We start from the raw sequence: 16,757 nt of genomic DNA, 5'->3' as shown, positions 1-16,757 counted from the left end.
TCACCCCGCGAACTCCACCTCCGGATACCGCCCGGACGGCGCGTCGAGCAGGCCGTCGTCCGCACCCTTCAGCCAGTGGTCGAAGAACGACGCCACGTACGCCCGCTGAGCCGCCACCGCGCGTGCCGGGTCGACCGTCCCTACGTTCTCCTCGATCACCTTCCGGTCCACTCCGGCCTGGGGGAGGAGCGCGGGCAGGTCCGTGTACGCCTGGTGCAGTGAGCCCCGCAGCGTGAGGTTCCGCTTCCAGCCGGTGCTGTGGGACCAGAACGACCGCCACGACAGCTCGGTCGTGCGGTCGCTGCCCTCGCGGCCCATCAGGAGGAACGGGCGGTCGAGGCCGTGCTCCGCGACCGGCATCAGGTTCGTGCCGTTGGGCTCGGGGTTGAACTCCAGCGTGCCGTCCAGGTCGACGCCCGCCCTGACCCTGCGGTCCTCGTACATCGTCTCGGCCGCGGCGATCCCGCCCGCCGACTGGCCGAACATGCCCACGCGCCGACGGTCGACGACCCGGGACAGGCCGTGCGGCAGCGAACCGAGGCTGTCCAGGACGAACTTGGAGTCGGCGACCCGGACGTCGAGGGTCTTCTTGAGCAGCTCCGTCATCGTGCCGTTCTGCTGCGCCTCCTCCAGCGCCTTCCGCAGCGGTCCGTCGTCCTTGACCGAGCCGTCGGGGAACTGCACTCCCGGGTTTTCGTAGGTGTGGTCGACCGTCACGACGACGTAGCCACGGCTCGCCATCTCCTCGACCAGTGAGGTGCCCCAGGTGCGCGGGTCGCCCGCGCCCGCCGCGTACACGAGCACGGGGCGCCGACCGCCCCGCGTGTCCACGGGTGCCCCTTCGCGGGCGTGTGTGCGCGTGGCGGCGAAGTCGAGGGCGCCCTTGGGGATGCCGTGCGGCGATGTGGCGTCCCAGCGCTCGGCGGCGCCCGGCGCCATGTAGCGCGCGCGGGGGTGTCCGGTGCCGGAGCCGGGCGCGGCCGGGTACCAGACGCTGACCATCAGCTCGCGGAACGGCTGCGAGGGCACCCACGGATCGTGCCGGGTCCGGTCGACGAGGCGGGCCGAGACCGTGCCGATGCCGTACGGCCCGGTGGGCGCGGGGAGGTGGGCCGCGGCGCCGGTTGCGTGGGCCCGCGAGGCCCCGGCCCCAGCCCCCGCGTCAGTCCCGGCCGCGGACGCCGGGAGCGACAGCGTGGTCGCCACCAGCCCCGCGGCCGCGAGCCCGATGAGCGAGCGACGGGTCAAGGAAGCACGTGAGGTCAAGGAAGCACGTGAGGTCAAGAAAGCACGCGAGGTCTCGGAAGCACGTGAAGTCATGCCTCCAGAGTGATCGTCACCCGACCCTCCCCGCCATGGGGGAAATCATGGAAATCCCACCTGGGGGATGTCCCCCAGAGACCCGCACGCGGCCCCGCTACGGGCCCCCGGCGGGCGACCTACTCCGTCCGCCGCCGAATCTTGTTCCCCAGCCACACCAGCGGATCGTACTTCCGGTCGACGGCCCGTTCCTTGAGGGGAATCAGCGCGTTGTCCGTGATCTTGATGCCCTCCGGGCACACCTCCGTGCAGCACTTGGTGATGTTGCAGTAGCCGAGCCCGTGCTCGTCCTGGGCGGTCCGTTTCCGGTCGAGTCCTGACTCCGACGCCGCGTCCAGCGGGTGCATGTCCAGCTCGGCGACGCGCATCAGGAACCGGGGCCCCGCGAAGGCGCCCTTGTTCTCCTCGTGGTCGCGCACCACATGGCACGTGTCCTGGCACAGGAAGCACTCGATGCACTTGCGGAACTCCTGCGGGCGGTCCACGTCCGACTGCTGCATGCGGTACTCGCCGGGCTTGAGGTCCGCGGGCGGCACGAAGGCCGGGACCTCGCGCGCCTTGGTGTAGTTGAAGCCGACGTCCGTCACCAGGTCGCGCACCACGGGGAAGGCGCGCAGCGGCGTCACCGTGACGACCTCGTCGCGGTCGAAGACCGACATCCGCGTCATGCACATCAGCCGGGGCCTGCCGTTGATCTCCGCCGAGCACGAACCGCACTTGCCCGCCTTGCAGTTCCAGCGCACCGCGAGGTCGGGGGCCTGAGTGGCCTGCAGGCGGTGGATGATGTCGAGGACGACCTCGCCCTCGTTGACCTCGATCTTGAAGTCCGCCAGGTCACCGCCGCTCAGGTCCCCGCGCCAGACCTTGAATTGCGCGTCGTACGAACTCATTCGTACAGCTCCTCTTCAGTCAGGTACTTGACCAGCTCCTCCTTGTCGAAGAGGGCGAGCAGGTCCGGGCGGATGGGCTCGGTCGACACGCGGACGAGGTCGATCTGGCCGCGTACGGGATCGGTGGCCGCCAGCCCCCCGGTCGGGTCGGCGAGTTGGCACAGCAGGTTGGCCCGCCGCCACTCGCGGTTCATCGCCGGGTGGTCCTCGCGGGTGTGACCGCCACGGCTCTCCGTGCGCTCCAGGGCGGCCCGCGCGACGCACTCGCTGACCAGGAGCATGTTCCGCAGGTCGAGGGCGAGGTGCCAGCCCGGATTGAACTGCCGGTGGCCCTCGACTCCGGCCCGCCGCGCCCGCACCCGCAGCTCGGCGAGCTTCTCCAGGGCCTGCTCCATCTCCGCCTCCCGGCGGATGATGCCGACCAGGTCGTTCATGGTCTGCTGCAGTTCCTGATGGAGGGTGTACGGGTTCTCGGCCGTCGCCCCGTCCTCCAGGCCCTCGGCGCTGAACGGCCGCAGCGCCTCCGCGGCCGCCGTGTCCACCTGCACCTCGTCGGGCACGGGCCGGACGGTGAGCCCCGCGGCGTACCGGGCGGCGTGCAGGCCCGCGCGCCGTCCGAAGACCAGCAGGTCGGAGAGTGAGTTGCCGCCGAGCCGGTTGGAGCCGTGCATGCCGCCCGCGACCTCGCCCGCGGCGTAGAGCCCCGCCACGCGGCGGGTGGCCGCGGTGTCGGAGTCGACCGCGATGCCGCCCATCACGTAGTGGCAGGTCGGCCCGACCTCCATCGCCTCCGCGGTGATGTCGACGTCCGCGAGCTCCTTGAACTGGTGGTACATGGAGGGCAGTCGGCGCTTGATGACGTCGGCGGGCATGCGCGTCGACACGTCGAGGAAGACGCCGCCGTGCGGGGAGCCGCGACCCGCCTTCACCTCGGCGTTGATGGCGCGCGCGACCTCGTCACGGGGCAGCAGTTCGGGCGGGCGGCGGTTGTGGTCCGGGTCCTCGTACCAGCGGTCGCCCTCCTCCTCCGACTGCGCGTACTTCTCCTTGAAGACGTCGGGGACGTAGTCGAACATGAACCGCTTGCCCTCGGAGTTCCTGAGGACCCCGCCGTCGCCGCGCACGGACTCGGTGACGAGGATGCCCTTGACCGACGGCGGCCAGACCATGCCCGTCGGATGGAACTGCACGAACTCCATGTTCAGCAGGGGCGCCCCGGCGAGCAGCGCGAGCGCGTGGCCGTCGCCCGTGTACTCCCACGAGTTCGACGTCACCTTGAAGGACTTGCCGATGCCGCCGGTCGCAAGGACGACGCTGGGCGCTTCGAGCACGAAGAAGCGGCCCGACTCCCGGTCGTAGCAGAAGGCCCCGCCGACCCGGCCGCCCTCGTCGTCCTGATCGGGCGCCTCGTCCTTCAGGACGCGGGTGACCGTGCACTCCTGGAAGACCTTCAGGCGCGCTTCGTAGTCCCCGAACTCCTTGTAGTCCTCCTGCTGCAGCGCGACGATCTTCTGCTGCAGGGTGCGGATCAGCTCCAGGCCGGTGCGGTCGCCGACGTGCGCGAGCCGTGGGTACTCGTGGCCGCCGAAGTTGCGCTGTGAGATCCGTCCGTCCGGGGTGCGGTCGAAGAGCGCGCCCCAGGTCTCCAGTTCCCACACGCGGTCCGGCGCCTCGCGGGCATGCAGCTCCGCCATGCGCCACTGGTTGAGGAACTTGCCGCCGCGCAGGGTGTCGCGGAAGTGGACCTGCCAGTTGTCGCCGGAGTTCACATTGCCCATGGAGGCGGCGATGCCGCCCTCGGCCATCACCGTATGGGCCTTGCCGAACAGCGACTTGCAGATCACGGCCGTGCGGGCGCCCTGTTCACGCGCCTCGATCGCGGCCCGCAGGCCCGCGCCCCCGGCCCCCACCACGACGACGTCCCACTGTTGTCGCTCCACTTGAGACATCAGAAGGTCCCGTCCATTAGAAGAAGCGCGGATCGTCGAAGACGCCGCTCGCTACCAGGTAGACGTAGAAGTCGGCGAGCGCCACGCTCGCCAACGACGTCCAGGCGAGCAGCATGTGATGGTTGGTCAGCTTTCCCGTCCACTGCCACATGCGGTACCGGACGGGGTGCTTGGAGAAGTGCTTGAGCTTGCCGCCGATGACGTGGCGGCAGGAGTGGCAGGAGAGCGTGTAGATCCAGATCAGGGTGACGTTGACGAGCAGGACGAGCGTGCCGAGCCCCATGTGGCCCCACTCGTAGTTCTCGTCCCGGAAGCCGAGGACGGCGTCGTAGGTGAGGATGCCCGCCACGGGTACGGCGGCGTAGAAGAAGTACCGGTGGATGTTCTGCAGGATCAGCGGGAAGCGGGTCTCGCCCGTGTACTTCTTGTGCGGCTCGGCGACCGCGCAGGCCGGTGGCGACGCCCAGAAGCCGCGGTAGTAGGCCTTGCGGTAGTAGTAGCAGGTCAGCCGGAAGCCGAGCGGGAAGACCAGGATGAGCACCGAGGGGGACAGGCCCCACCAGCTGCCGAAGATCTCCCAGTTGGGCCCGCCGCGCATGGGCTCGCAGTTCTCGGCGACGCACGGCGAGTAGAACGGCGATACGTAGGGCGCGGCGTAGTAGTCCGCGTTCGCGAAGGCCCGCCACGTCGAGTAGACGATGAAGGCGAGCAGCCCGGCGGTGGTCGCCGCGGGCGCGAGCCACCAGCGGTCCGTGCGCAGATGGGCAGCGCTGATGGCGGCGCGTGTGCCGTCGCGCACGCCGCCGCCCGGTGCCGGTCCGCTCTTCGGTTGGGGTTCCGTGCCGGTGGCCAACGAGGCTCCACTCCTTCTTCCTCGGATCGGGGAGAAGCTCAGTGAGTGCGTGAGTGCGTGAGTGCGTGAGTGCGTGAGTGCGTGAGTGCGTCAGTGCATGAGTGCGTGCGTGTGTGAGTACGTACGGCGTGCGGGTCAGGGCGCGTGGCGGTCGCTGCCGCCCAGGCCCTCGTCGTCGAGATCTCCGGTGTTCGTCCACAGCGAGCGGTCGTACGGCGCATCGGGGATGGTCACGAGGTCGTGCCGGTGCGGTTCGGGGCGGGAGGGCGGTGGCGGGGCCGCCGCGCGCAGCAGCGCGACGCTCTCGCGCAGGTGGTCGGTGTCCGTACGCACCCGGCGCACGTCGACGCCCTCGATCTGGTCGCCCGCCTGCTGCTCCAGCCTGCCTACGGTGCGGACGAGGTCGTCCACACATCGTTGAACAGCTGTCAATTCATCGTGCAGAGCCATTACTTGCCCTCACTTCGGGGGTGCGGTGGCAACGCTCATGCGCCTGCGAGTGTCGCGCGTCACATCCCGGCTTGTGAAGGGATCTGCAGTGATTGCCGGATCAGGGGCGGTGAATGCGCCGGATCACGCGCCGATCGCGCCGACCTCGACCGACCTCGACCGGTGCCGACCGACCCCGCCCGGCGCGGGCGACCGACCCCGCCCGGCGGCACCGGGCGCCCCATTGGGCCGCACGAGTGGGATATGGGCGCCCCGCGTCGTGCCTCCCCCGCGGTGCCTGTCCCGTCACCTTCAGTGGGGCGATAGATGTGATCAGCTCCATATACCGCCAAACGTGATCAAACCCGGCCCGGTCCTGGTAGCGGGCGGCCGGGCGAGCCCCGGACCCCGGAGGTACCAGTCATGTCCCACGACCGCGCCAGAGTCAGATCTGTCGTGTTCCTCGCGACAGGGGTGCTGGCTCTGCCCGCCCTCGCCGGATGCAGCTCGAACGACGAGGCGGGCCGCCCGGCCGCGGGCCAGGACGTCGCTCCTGCCGCCCGGGATCTGGTCGCCGACGGGGGGACGGTGAACTGGGCGGTCGACGCGCTCCCGGAAACGTTCAACTCCTTCCAGTCCGACGCGGACGAGGGCACCGCACGGGTCGCGGGCGCGGTCCTGCCGTCCCTGTTCCGCCTCGACGCGCAGGGCAGGGCACAGCGCAACGCCGACTTCCTGGAGTCGGCCGAGGTCGTCGAGCGCGAGCCGCAGCAGGTCGTCCTGTACAAGCTCAACCAGCAGGCGGTCTGGAGCGACGGCCGGGAGATCGGCGCCGACGACTTCGCCGCGCAGTGGCGCGCCCTGTCGGGCAAGGACACCGCGTACTGGACGGCGCGGAACGCGGGCTACGACCGCATCGCGAAGATCGAGCGCGGCGCGAACAACCTGGAGGTGCGGGTCACCTTCGCCAAGCCGTACGCGGACTGGCGCTCCCTCTTCTCGCCGCTGTACCCGAAGCAGGTCATGGGCACGCCCGACTCCTTCAACGACGGCGCGCGCCGCAAGCTGCCGGTGACCGCGGGCCCCTTCGCGCTCGCCGGGGCCGACCGCAAGGCCGGTGACGTGACGCTGGAGCGCAACGCGCGCTGGTGGGGCAGTCCGGCCAAGCTCAACAAGATCGTCCTGCGCGAGGTGGGGCGCGACGAGCGGGCCGAGGCGCTCGCCAAGGGCAGGGTCGACCTCGCCTCGATCGACTCGGCGGAGGCCGGGCGGATCTCCCTGGCCGCCCGGGACAAGGGGGGCCAGGACCCGCTGGCCCACGGCCCCGGCGCCGCACTCACCCCCGGCAGGGCGCTGCGCTCCTGGGCGATCGCGCACGGCTCCGACGAGGAGGCCGCCGACGCGGAGACCGAGGCGCGCGCCAAGTCCCGCAAGGCGGTCAAGCGGTACGCGACCGAGCAGGACGGGCTGCGCGGCTACGTGGTCCGCAAGTCCCTGGAGCCCGCGTACACCCAGCTCGCCCTGAACGGCTCCGAGGGGCCGCTCGCCGACGACCGGGTGCGCCGCGCGGTGGCCCGCGCGCTGAACCGCGAGGAGCTCGCCAAGACCGTCCTCAAGCCGCTCGGCCTGCCCGCCGAGCCGGTCGGCAGCCACCTCGCCCTCGCCGGGCAGCAGGCGTACGCGGACAACAGCGGGGCCCTCGGCGAGCAGGACACGGCCGAGGCGCGGGCGCTCCTCGCGGACGCCGGGTGGACGCCGGGCGCGCTGAAGGAGAAGAAGGAAGAAGCGGGAGAGAAGAAGGGGGAGAAGGGGACCGCGGGCGGCGAGTCCGACGCGAAGGACGCCAAGGACAAGAAGGACGCCAAGAAGGCGAAGGAGTCCGACGACTCCACCGGAGACGGCGACAGCAACAGCGAGGACGACGGCACCTACATCGTCGGCGAAGAGGACGAAAAGCCCGGCGACAACGGCACCAGCGTGCTCGCCCCGGCCCCCGCGGCCGCCTACCAGCGCGCCGTCCTGAACCGCCAGGCCGACGCCCTCGGCCTGGCGCGCGAGGCCGACAAGGAGAAGAAGAAGGAGCCCGGCGACCACGCCAGGCACGCCGGGCAGTCCAGGGACCAGGCGGCCAAGGGCGGCGCCCCGGGTGCGTACGCCCCGAAGGGCACCGCCGCACCAAAGGGAGAGGCCGGAGCCAAGGGCGGTGAAGGAGCCAAGGGAGCGGAAGGAGCCAAGGCAGGCGCCGCCGCCGGACCGCTCGCCAAGGACGGCAAGCCCCTCACCCTCCGCTTCGTGCTGCCTTCCGGAGACGGCTCGGAGTCGCTGCGCGCGGTGGCCGACCGGATCTCCCGGATGCTGCAGAAGATCGGCATCCGCACGGAGACGGCGAAGGTCGCCGACGAGAGCTACTTCAAGGACCACATCGCGTCCGGCCAGTACGACCTCGCCCTCTACTCGTGGCCCGCTTCGGCCTTCCCTGCCACCGACGCCCGCCCGATCTTCGCCAAGCCGGTCCCGGCCGCGGACGGCTCGCTGAACGTCGAGCAGAACTACACGCGCGTGGGCACGGACCACATCGATCAACTGTTCGATCAGGCGGTCGGTGAACTGGACGAGGACACGTCGCGCTCCCTGGTCAAGAAGGCGGACGCCCGCATCTGGGCCGAGGCAGGATCGATTCCTCTCTACCAGCGCCCCCAGCTGGCGGCGGCCCGTCCGAACCTGGCGAACGCCGGGGCGTTCGGGTTCCAGGCCCCGCGATACGAGGACATCGGCTTCCTGAAGCCGGGCGCGAAGCCGTCGGGCGAACCGTCCGCGAAATAGCCCCGCCTCAGATTCCGCTCAACTCTCTTGCCCGCCGGGCCCTCCGGCGGGCAAGCTCGTGCTTACCCATTGACCTGCTGTTTCCCCAGAGTTCCCAAGGCTTTCCCCACCCCTGCGACGCCCCCGCGGAGGCTGCCTCCGCGAAGGACACGTAGACTGGGGTGAGGCCGTGGCGTGTCCAGCCCGGCAGGGTCCGCGTAACTCAGATGTACGCGCGACTGTCCACTCACTCCAGGAGTACGCCGCACTATGGCCACGCGCCACGACATCCGCAACGTTGCCATCGTCGCTCACGTCGACCACGGCAAGACGACCATCGTCGACGCCATGCTCAAGCAGGCCGGCTCGTTCGCCGCGCACGCCGCCGAGTCCCTCGACGACCGCATGATGGACTCGAACGACCTGGAGCGTGAGAAGGGCATCACGATCCTCGCCAAGAACACGGCGGTGAAGTATCACCCCAAGGACGGCGGGGATCCGATCACGATCAACATCATCGACACCCCCGGCCACGCCGACTTCGGTGGCGAGGTCGAGCGTGGTCTGTCGATGGTGGACGCGGTCGTCCTGCTGGTCGACGCCTCCGAGGGTCCGCTCCCGCAGACCCGCTTCGTGCTGCGCAAGGCCCTGCAGCAGCGGCTGCCCGTCATCCTGTGCATCAACAAGACGGACCGTCCCGACTCGCGCATCGACGAGGTCGTCAACGAGACGTACGACCTCTTCCTCGACCTGGACGCCGACGAGGACCAGATCGAGTTCCCGATCGTCTACGCCTGCGGCCGTGACGGCATCGCCTCGCTGACCAAGCCGGACGACGGCACGGTCCCTGCGGACTCCACCAACCTGGAGCCGTTCTTCACCACCATCCTGGAGAGCGTCCCGGCGCCGACGTACGACGACGCCGCCCCGCTCCAGGCCCACGTCACCAACCTCGACGCGGACAACTTCCTCGGCCGCATCGCGCTGCTCCGCGTCGAGCAGGGCGAGCTGCGCAAGGGCCAGACCGTGGCCTGGATCAAGCGCGACGGCACGATCGCCAACGTCCGCATCACCGAGCTGATGATGACCGAGGCGCTCACCCGCAAGCCCGCCGAGATGGCGGGCCCCGGTGACATCTGCGCCGTCGCCGGTATCCCGGACATCATGATCGGCGAGACCCTCGCCGACCCGGAGAACCCGATCGCGCTGCCGCTCATCACGGTCGACGAGCCGGCGATCTCCATGACGATCGGTACGAACACCTCGCCGCTGGTCGGCCGTGGTGGCACCGGCAAGGGCGCGGACGCCAAGGCCGCGGTCAAGGACCGCAAGGTCACCGCCCGCCAGGTCAAGGACCGCCTGGAGCGCGAGCTGATCGGTAACGTCTCGCTGCGCGTCCTGGAGACCGAGCGCCCCGACGCCTGGGAGGTGCAGGGCCGCGGTGAGCTGGCGCTGGCCATCCTGGTCGAGCAGATGCGCCGCGAGGGCTTCGAGATGACCATCGGCAAGCCGCAGGTGGTCACCCGCCAGGTCGACGGCAAGACCCACGAGCCGGTCGAGCGCATGACGATCGACGTGCCCGAGGAGCACATGGGCGCCGTCACGCAGCTCATGGGCGTCCGCAAGGGCCGCATGGACAACATGTCGAACCACGGCTCCGGCTGGGTCCGCCTGGAGTTCGTCGTGCCGTCCCGCGGCCTCATCGGCTTCCGTACGGAGTTCCTGACGCAGACGCGCGGCACGGGCATCGCCCACTCCATCCACGAGGGCCACGAGCCGTGGTTCGGCGAGCTGAAGACCCGCAACAACGGTTCTCTCGTCGCCGACCGCTCCGGCGCCGTCACCGCCTTCGCGATGACCAACCTCCAGGAGCGCGGCGTGCTGTTCACCGAGCCCGGCACCGAGGTGTACGAGGGCATGATCGTCGGCGAGAACTCGCGCGCCGACGACATGGACGTGAACATCACCAAGGAGAAGAAGCTCACCAACATGCGCTCCGCCTCCGCCGACTCCTTCGAGGCGATCGTGCCGCCGCGCAAGCTGTCGCTGGAGCAGTCCCTGGAGTTCTGCCGCGACGACGAGTGCGTCGAGGTGACCCCGGAGGCCGTGCGCATCCGCAAGGTCGTCCTGGACCAGAAGGAGCGCGGCCGTTCCGCGTCCCGCGCCAAGCACAGCTGACCCACTGAGGTAGCCGGTCGGCGGCACACCGCCGCCTGAGAGGCCGATTTCCACCGCTCCCGAGGGAGTTGGGCGGAAGTCGGCCTCTTGTGTTTCTGCTGGCGGGTAGCGTGTGGCCACTGCTGCGCCAGGGGCTCCCGGCAACCGGTTTTTGTCTGCCAAGCGTCCGCTATCCGGACGTCACTGACCGTTAGATGTGTAACACGTCCGTTTCGCAACCATCTATCTCGGATCGGTTTGTCCGGATTTTGGAAGTTGTACGTGCCAGGTGTGATTGAACCGAGACCAAAAGGGTGTGGTCGGGCGGTACCTCATGGCTAATAGTTGACCGCGTATAGCTCGGGTCAATGGGTCACGCGCTGTGGGGAGCGCCGACTCACGAGCACACTGGGGTACTCGATCGTCGCCGTCAGGGGTGTCGGCGCGGTTTCTCGTACCCCCTCTTGTAGTGAACAAGTGGACTCATGAGGAGGAACCCCATGCGTGGTGCCAAGAGCGCCAAGTGGGTCGCGATAGCCGGTGTTGTGGCGCTGACGGCCACCGCTTGTGGCGGCGGCGACAGCGACAGCAATGGCAGCGGCAAGGTCGACCCCAAGGGGATCGTCAGTTACGCCAACGGCGAGCCGCAGAACGCTCTGCAGCCGTCGAACACCATGGAGGCGTACGGCAGCGTCGTCATCGACGCCCTCTTCACGGGCCTCGTGTACTACGACAAGCAGGGCAACATCACCTACGAGAACGCCGAGTCGGTCACCCCCGACAAGGCGAACAAGGTGTGGACCGTCAAGCTCAAGCCGGGCTGGAAGTTCCACAACGGTGAGACCGTCACCGCGAAGTCGTACGTCGACGCCTGGAACTGGGCCGCCGACCCGGCCAACGGTCAGCAGAACAGCTCCTGGTACCGCGACATCGTCGGCTACGACGAGGTCCACCCGGAGAAGGGCAAGGCCAAGAAGAAGGCCATGTCCGGCCTGAAGGTCGTCGACGACAACACCTTCACCATCACGCTGAAGAGCGGCGTTCCGTACTACGCGTACAAGATGGTCTACAAGCCCTTCTTCCCGATGCCCTCGGCCGCGCTGAAGGACCCGAAGAAGTACGGCGAGGCCCCGGTCGGCAACGGTCCCTACAAGTTCAAGAGCTGGGACCACAAGAAGTCGATCCAGGTCACCGCCTGGTCCGGCTACAAGGGCGAGGACAAGCCCAAGAACGGCGGCATCAACTTCAAGGCGTACACGACGCCGCAGGCCGCGTACAACGACCTGCGCTCGGACAACGTCGACACGATGCCGCTGATCCCGGACAGCGAGCTCGCCAACTTCAAGCAGGACTTCGGCGACCGCGCCATCGAGCAGGACTTCTCGGCGATCAACACGGTCAACCCGGCGTTCTACAGCAAGACCTTCAAGGACCTGGACGTCAAGGTCATCCAGGGTCTGTCGATGGGCATCGACCGCGACACCATCGCCAAGACGACCTTCGCGGGCACCCGTGAGTCGGCCACCGGCTGGGTCGCCAAGGGCGTCAAGGGCTACAAGGCCGGCGCCTGTGGCGAGTTCTGCAAGTTCGACCCGAAGAAGGCCAAGCAGTTCGTCAAGGACGGCGGCGGCGTTCCGGGCAACAAGATCTCCATCCAGTACAACGCCGACCAGCCCCACAAGGGCTGGGTCACGGCGGTGTGCAACAGCATCACCAAGTCGACCGGCGTGCAGTGCGTCGGCGACCCGAAGACCGACTTCCAGGCCGACACCGAGGTGCGGGACAAGAAGCAGGTCAAGGCGATGTACCGGTCGGGCTGGGTGCTCGACTACCCGTTCAACGGCAACTTCCTCGCTGACCTCTACGGGACCGGCGTCGACGGCAACAAGGGCGGCTTCTCGGACAAGAAGTTCGACGAGCTGACCAAGAAGGCCGACGCGGCGAAGACGATCGACGAGTCCGCCGAGCTGTACCAGAAGGCCGAGGAGGAGCTGCGCAACACCTTCCCGGGCATCCCGCTCTGGTACAACAAGACGCTCTCCGCGCACTCCAAGAACGTGAAGAACGTGGTGTTCGACCAGGCCGGTGACCCCGTCCTGTCCGACATCCAGGTCTTCGAGAAGTAGTCGACGGAGGTCCGTCCCCAAGCGACGCCCGGTCACCACCGGGCGTCGCTTGGGGCGGCTCCGGATTGGACGGAGGCACCAATGGGGCGTTACGTCGCGCGGCGACTGCTCCAGATGATCCCGGTTTTCATCGGGACAACACTGCTGATCTTCATCATGGTCAATGTCCTCCCCGGCGACCCGGTACGGGCGCTGTGGGGCGACAAGCCGCCGGACCCCACCCAGGTGGCGCAGATCCGGCACGACCGTGGTCTGGATCTGCCGCTCTGGCAGCAGTACCTGCATTACATGGGTGGTCTGCTGCAAGGAGACTTCGGCAACACCATCGCCGGCAACCGGCCGGTGCTCGACGAGATCACCCAGGCATTCCCGGTCTCGATGAGACTGGCCTCGATGGCCTGGACGTTCGAGCTCGTCGTCGGCATCACGCTCGGTGTCCTCGCGGGCATCCGACGCGGACGCTTCGTCGACAACACGGTCACGCTCTTCACCCTTCTGGTGATCTCCGTCCCGATCTTCGTGGTCGGCCTGCTCTGCCAGCTGTTCTTCGGCAACGAGCTGGGCTGGATCACGCCCACGGTCCAGGACTCCGAGAACATGGGCCAGCTGCTCGTGCCCGCCCTGGTGCTCGGAATGGTCGGCCTCGCCTATGTGGCCCGGCTGACCCGCACCTCGATCGCGGAGAACCGCCAGGCCGACTACATGCGCACCGCGGTCGCCAAGGGCCTGCCGCGCCAGCGCATCGTCACCCGGCACCTGCTGCGCAACTCGCTGATCCCGGTGGTCACTTACCTCGGTACGGACGTCGGCACCCTGATGGGTGGCGCGGTCATCACCGAGGGCATCTTCAACGTGACGGGCGTCGGCAACCTGCTCTTCCAGGCGCTGGCCCGCCGTGAGGGCGCGGTCATCGTCGGTGTCGTCACCGTCCTGGTGCTCGTGTACCTCGCAGCCAGCCTGATCGTCGACCTGCTTTACGCGGTCCTGGACCCGAGGATCCGTTATGCCTGACCTGACCAAGACCTCGACCACCGAAGAGACCGCGGCGGCACAGGACGAAGTCGTGGCGGGTTCGGCGGTCTCCGCACCGGCCTCGACGGGCAAGCCCCGCAGCCTGTGGGGCGACGCCTGGCGCGAGCTGCGGCGCAATCCGCTCTTCGTGATCTCCGCGGTCCTGATCCTGATCCTGCTCATGGTGGCGGCCTTCCCCGGCCTGTTCACCGGGACGGACCCCGACACCGGCGACCAGGTCAACCACTTCCTGGGCAAGCCGGAGCTCACCCACTTCTTCCAGGCGGACTGGTTCGGATACGACAGGACGGGCCGCAGCATCTACGCGCGTGTCGTCCACGGCGCGGGGAACTCCATCCTCGTCGGCGTCGGCGTGACCGTGCTCGTCACCCTCTTCGGCGGCCTGTGCGGCATGCTCGCGGGCTACTTCGGCGGGTTCTGGGACAGCCTGATCTCGCGTCTCATCGACGTGTTCTTCGGCATCCCGTTCCTGCTCGGCGCGATGGTCGTCCTGAACGCCTTCACCGAGCGGACCGTGTGGGTCGTCATGGGCGCGCTGGCCTTCCTCGGCTGGACGCAGATCGCCCGCGTGATGCGCGGCGCGGTCATCACGACCAAGCACGCCGACTACGTGATGGCGGCGCGTGCGCTCGGCGCAGGGACGAAGCGGATACTCTTCCGCCACATCCTGCCGAACGCGATCGCTCCGGTGATCGTCGTGGCGACCATCTCGCTCGGCACGTACATCGTGGCCGAGTCGACGCTGTCATACCTGGGCCTCGGCCTCGGTGACGGTGCCATCTCGTGGGGCGGCGACATCTCCGACGCCACGCAGGACATCCGGAACAACCCGCACACGCTGTTCTTCCCGGCAGGAATGCTGAGTATCACGGTGCTGGCGTTCATCATGATGGGTGACGCCGTACGCGAAGCCCTCGACCCGAAGCTGCGCTGAGGGAGGCGTTACGTGACCAGCATCGACCTCAAGACAGACTCTGTCCCCGCCCCCCGCTCGGGCGAGGAGAAGAGCGGCCGTCTCCTGGACGTGAAGGATCTTCACGTCGAATTCCACACCCGTGAGGGCGTGGTCAAGGCCGTCAACGGCGTCAACTACAGCGTGGACGCGGGCGAGACGCTCGCCGTCCTCGGTGAGTCGGGCTCCGGCAAGTCCGTGACCGCCCAGGCGATCATGGGCATCCTCGACATGCCGCCCGGAAAGATCCCGCAGGGCGAGATCCTCTTCCGCGGCCAGGACATGCTGAAGATGTCCAACGAGGAGCGCAGGAAGACCCGCGGCCGCAAGATCGCGATGATCTTCCAGGACGCGCTGTCCTCGCTCAACCCCGTTCTCTCGGTGGGCTACCAGCTCGGCGAGATGTTCCGGGTGCACGAGGGCATGGGCCGCAAGGAAGCCAAGGCCAAGGCCATCGAGCTGATGGACAAGGTCAAGATCCCGGCGGCCAAGGAGCGGGTGAACGACTACCCGCACCAGTTCTCCGGCGGTATGCGCCAGCGCATCATGATCGCGATGGCGCTCGCCCTTGAGCCGGACCTGATCATCGCGGACGAGCCCACCACGGCGCTCGACGTGACGGTCCAGGCGCAGGTCATGGACCTGCTGGCCGAGCTCCAGCGCGAGTACAACATGGGCCTGATCCTGATCACCCACGACCTCGGCGTCGTCGCCGACGTCGCGGACAAGATCGCGGTCATGTACGCGGGCCGGATCGTCGAGACCGCTCCGGTGCACGAGCTGTACAAGCGCCCGGCGCACCCGTACACCCGCGGCCTCCTCGACTCGATCCCGCGCCTGGACCAGAAGGGCCAGGAGCTCTACGCGATCAAGGGCCTGCCGCCCAACCTGCTGAAGATCCCCGGCGGTTGTGCGTTCAACCCGCGCTGCCCCAAGGCGCAGGACATCTGCCGCACGGAGGTCCCGGCCCTCGTGCCGGTCACCGAGCGGGACGGCGCGGAGCTGTCGGGCCGCGGCAGTGCGTGCCACTTCTGGAAGGAGACGATCCATGGCTGAGCCGATCAAGGCTTCGAAGCTCTCGAAGACGGACGAGCCCGCCGACGCGACGCCGAACGTCTCCGAGGTGGAGACGGTGGACGCCGCCACGGCCGACGAGGCCGTCGCGGCGATCGAGGCGCCTGCCGAGCGCGGCGAGCCGATCCTCCAGGTCCGCAACCTGGTCAAGCACTTCCCTCTCACCCAGGGAATCCTGATCAAGAAGCAGGTCGGCGCGGTCAAGGCGGTCGACGGCATCTCGTTTGACCTGTACCAGGGCGAGACGCTGGGCATCGTGGGCGAGTCCGGCTGTGGCAAGTCCACGGTCGCCAAGCTCCTGATGACCCTGGAGCGGGCCACGGCGGGCGAGGTCTTCTACAAGGGCCAGGACATCACCAAGCTGTCCGGGCGCGCGCTGAAGGCCGTCCGCCGCAACATCCAGATGGTGTTCCAGGACCCCTACACGTCCCTGAACCCCCGGATGACGGTCGGCGACATCATCGGGGAGCCCTTCGAGATCCACCCCGAGGTGGCCCCGAAGGGTTCGCGCCGCCAGAAGGTCCAGGACCTCCTGGACGTGGTCGGCCTCAACCCCGAGTACATCAACCGCTACCCGCACCAGTTCTCGGGCGGCCAGCGCCAGCGCATCGGCATCGCGCGCGGTCTGGCCCTCAACCCCGAGATCATCATCTGCGACGAGCCGGTCTCGGCCCTGGACGTCTCCGTCCAGGCCCAGGTCATCAACCTGATGGCGAAGCTGCAGGACGAGTTCAACCTCTCCTACCTCTTCATCGCGCACGACCTGTCGATCGTCCGGCACATCTCGGACCGCGTGGGCGTGATGTACCTCGGGAAGATGGCGGAGATCGGCTCGGACGAGCAGATCTACGAGCACCCGACGCACCCCTACACCCAGGCGCTGCTCTCCGCCGTCCCCGTCCCGGACCCGGAGGCCCGCGAGGGCCGCGAGCGGATCATCCTCTCCGGCGACGTCCCGTCCCCGGCGAACCCGCCCTCGGGCTGCCGCTTCCGCACCCGGTGCTGGAAGGCGGAGGACAAGTGCTCGAAGGAGATCCCGCTGCTCGCGATCCCCGAGCGGTTCAAGGGCCAGGACACTCCGGCGGCTCATGAGTCGGCGTGCCACTTCGCCGAGGAGAAGGACGTCGTGCACGCGGCGTGACCTCTCCGAACAGGTGCCTGTGCTCCGCGAAC

The 16,757-nt window shown here is 68.6% G+C and carries 12 protein-coding genes; 7 read left to right on the top strand and 5 right to left on the bottom strand.

The window, feature by feature from the left end; genetic code table 11:
- From AC068B_RS07180 to AC068B_RS07160, 5 genes are all read right to left on the bottom strand, one after another.
- Positions 1 to 1,248, bottom strand: a complete 1,248-nt coding sequence (locus tag AC068B_RS07180; RefSeq protein ID WP_478669590.1) for an alpha/beta hydrolase family protein — start codon at positions 1,246 to 1,248, stop codon at positions 1 to 3.
- Positions 1,249 to 1,439: 191 nt separating this feature from the next.
- Positions 1,440 to 2,210, bottom strand: a complete 771-nt coding sequence (locus AC068B_RS07175) for a succinate dehydrogenase/fumarate reductase iron-sulfur subunit (RefSeq protein ID WP_478669589.1) — start codon at positions 2,208 to 2,210, stop codon at positions 1,440 to 1,442.
- Positions 2,207 to 4,159: a fumarate reductase/succinate dehydrogenase flavoprotein subunit gene (locus AC068B_RS07170; protein WP_478669587.1), complete on the bottom strand. Its 1,953-nt coding sequence runs from the start codon at positions 4,157 to 4,159 to the stop codon at positions 2,207 to 2,209. The genes AC068B_RS07175 and AC068B_RS07170 overlap by 4 nt, the downstream gene beginning before the upstream one ends.
- A 16-nt stretch (positions 4,160 to 4,175) precedes the next feature.
- On the bottom strand, positions 4,176 to 5,012 hold the full coding sequence (locus AC068B_RS07165) for a hypothetical protein (protein ID WP_478669586.1): 837 nt from the start codon (positions 5,010 to 5,012) through the stop codon (positions 4,176 to 4,178).
- A 135-nt stretch (positions 5,013 to 5,147) separates the two neighbouring features.
- A complete protein-coding gene (locus AC068B_RS07160; protein WP_478669585.1) occupies positions 5,148 to 5,462 on the bottom strand; it encodes a hypothetical protein in 315 nt (104 codons plus the stop codon).
- Positions 5,463 to 5,864: 402 nt separating this feature from the next.
- Between AC068B_RS07160 and AC068B_RS07155 the strand changes: the two genes are divergently transcribed.
- From AC068B_RS07155 to AC068B_RS07125, 7 genes are all read left to right on the top strand, one after another.
- Positions 5,865 to 8,264, top strand: coding sequence for an ABC transporter family substrate-binding protein (locus AC068B_RS07155; protein WP_478669583.1), 2,400 nt, complete (start codon positions 5,865 to 5,867; stop codon positions 8,262 to 8,264).
- Between the two features lie 249 nt (positions 8,265 to 8,513).
- Positions 8,514 to 10,421 (top strand): translational GTPase TypA, encoded by a 1,908-nt coding sequence (gene typA, locus AC068B_RS07150; RefSeq protein WP_468556644.1) that lies wholly within the window; start codon positions 8,514 to 8,516, stop codon positions 10,419 to 10,421.
- Positions 10,422 to 10,900: 479 nt separating this feature from the next.
- A complete protein-coding gene (locus AC068B_RS07145; RefSeq protein ID WP_356250408.1) occupies positions 10,901 to 12,526 on the top strand; it encodes a peptide ABC transporter substrate-binding protein in 1,626 nt (541 codons plus the stop codon).
- An 81-nt stretch (positions 12,527 to 12,607) separates the two neighbouring features.
- Positions 12,608 to 13,537 carry an ABC transporter permease gene (locus AC068B_RS07140; RefSeq protein ID WP_356250406.1) on the top strand — a complete coding sequence of 310 codons (930 nt, stop codon included), beginning with the start codon at positions 12,608 to 12,610 and terminating at the stop codon, positions 13,535 to 13,537.
- Complete coding sequence (locus AC068B_RS07135) at positions 13,530 to 14,492, top strand: ABC transporter permease (protein ID WP_356250404.1); 963 nt, start codon at positions 13,530 to 13,532, stop codon at positions 14,490 to 14,492. The genes AC068B_RS07140 and AC068B_RS07135 overlap by 8 nt, the downstream gene beginning before the upstream one ends.
- A gap of 12 nt (positions 14,493 to 14,504) precedes the next feature.
- Positions 14,505 to 15,566 carry an ABC transporter ATP-binding protein gene (locus AC068B_RS07130; protein WP_478669582.1) on the top strand — a complete coding sequence of 354 codons (1,062 nt, stop codon included), beginning with the start codon at positions 14,505 to 14,507 and terminating at the stop codon, positions 15,564 to 15,566.
- Complete coding sequence (locus AC068B_RS07125; protein ID WP_478669580.1) at positions 15,559 to 16,725, top strand: ABC transporter ATP-binding protein; 1,167 nt, start codon at positions 15,559 to 15,561, stop codon at positions 16,723 to 16,725. The genes AC068B_RS07130 and AC068B_RS07125 overlap by 8 nt, the downstream gene beginning before the upstream one ends.
- The last annotated feature ends 32 nt before the right edge of the window (positions 16,726 to 16,757 follow it).

The organism is Streptomyces sp. NPDC042371, assembly GCF_056437465.1.
This window is presented reverse-complemented; position numbering and strand designations above follow the sequence as displayed.

Bases quoted from the DNA above. Each gene is read 5' to 3' on its own strand.
- AC068B_RS07145 (WP_356250408.1), top strand. From the start codon at position 10,901: ATGCGTGGTGCCAAGAGCGCCAAGTGGGTCGCGATAGCCGGTGTTGTG.
- AC068B_RS07125 (WP_478669580.1), top strand. From the start codon at position 15,559: ATGGCTGAGCCGATCAAGGCTTCGAAGCTCTCGAAGACGGACGAGCCC.
- AC068B_RS07175 (WP_478669589.1), bottom strand. From the start codon at position 2,210: ATGAGTTCGTACGACGCGCAATTCAAGGTCTGGCGCGGGGACCTGAGC.
- AC068B_RS07135 (WP_356250404.1), top strand. From the start codon at position 13,530: ATGCCTGACCTGACCAAGACCTCGACCACCGAAGAGACCGCGGCGGCA.
- AC068B_RS07160 (WP_478669585.1), bottom strand. From the start codon at position 5,462: ATGGCTCTGCACGATGAATTGACAGCTGTTCAACGATGTGTGGACGAC.
- AC068B_RS07155 (WP_478669583.1), top strand. From the start codon at position 5,865: ATGTCCCACGACCGCGCCAGAGTCAGATCTGTCGTGTTCCTCGCGACA.
- typA (WP_468556644.1), top strand. From the start codon at position 8,514: ATGGCCACGCGCCACGACATCCGCAACGTTGCCATCGTCGCTCACGTC.
- AC068B_RS07170 (WP_478669587.1), bottom strand. From the start codon at position 4,159: ATGTCTCAAGTGGAGCGACAACAGTGGGACGTCGTCGTGGTGGGGGCC.
- AC068B_RS07140 (WP_356250406.1), top strand. From the start codon at position 12,608: ATGGGGCGTTACGTCGCGCGGCGACTGCTCCAGATGATCCCGGTTTTC.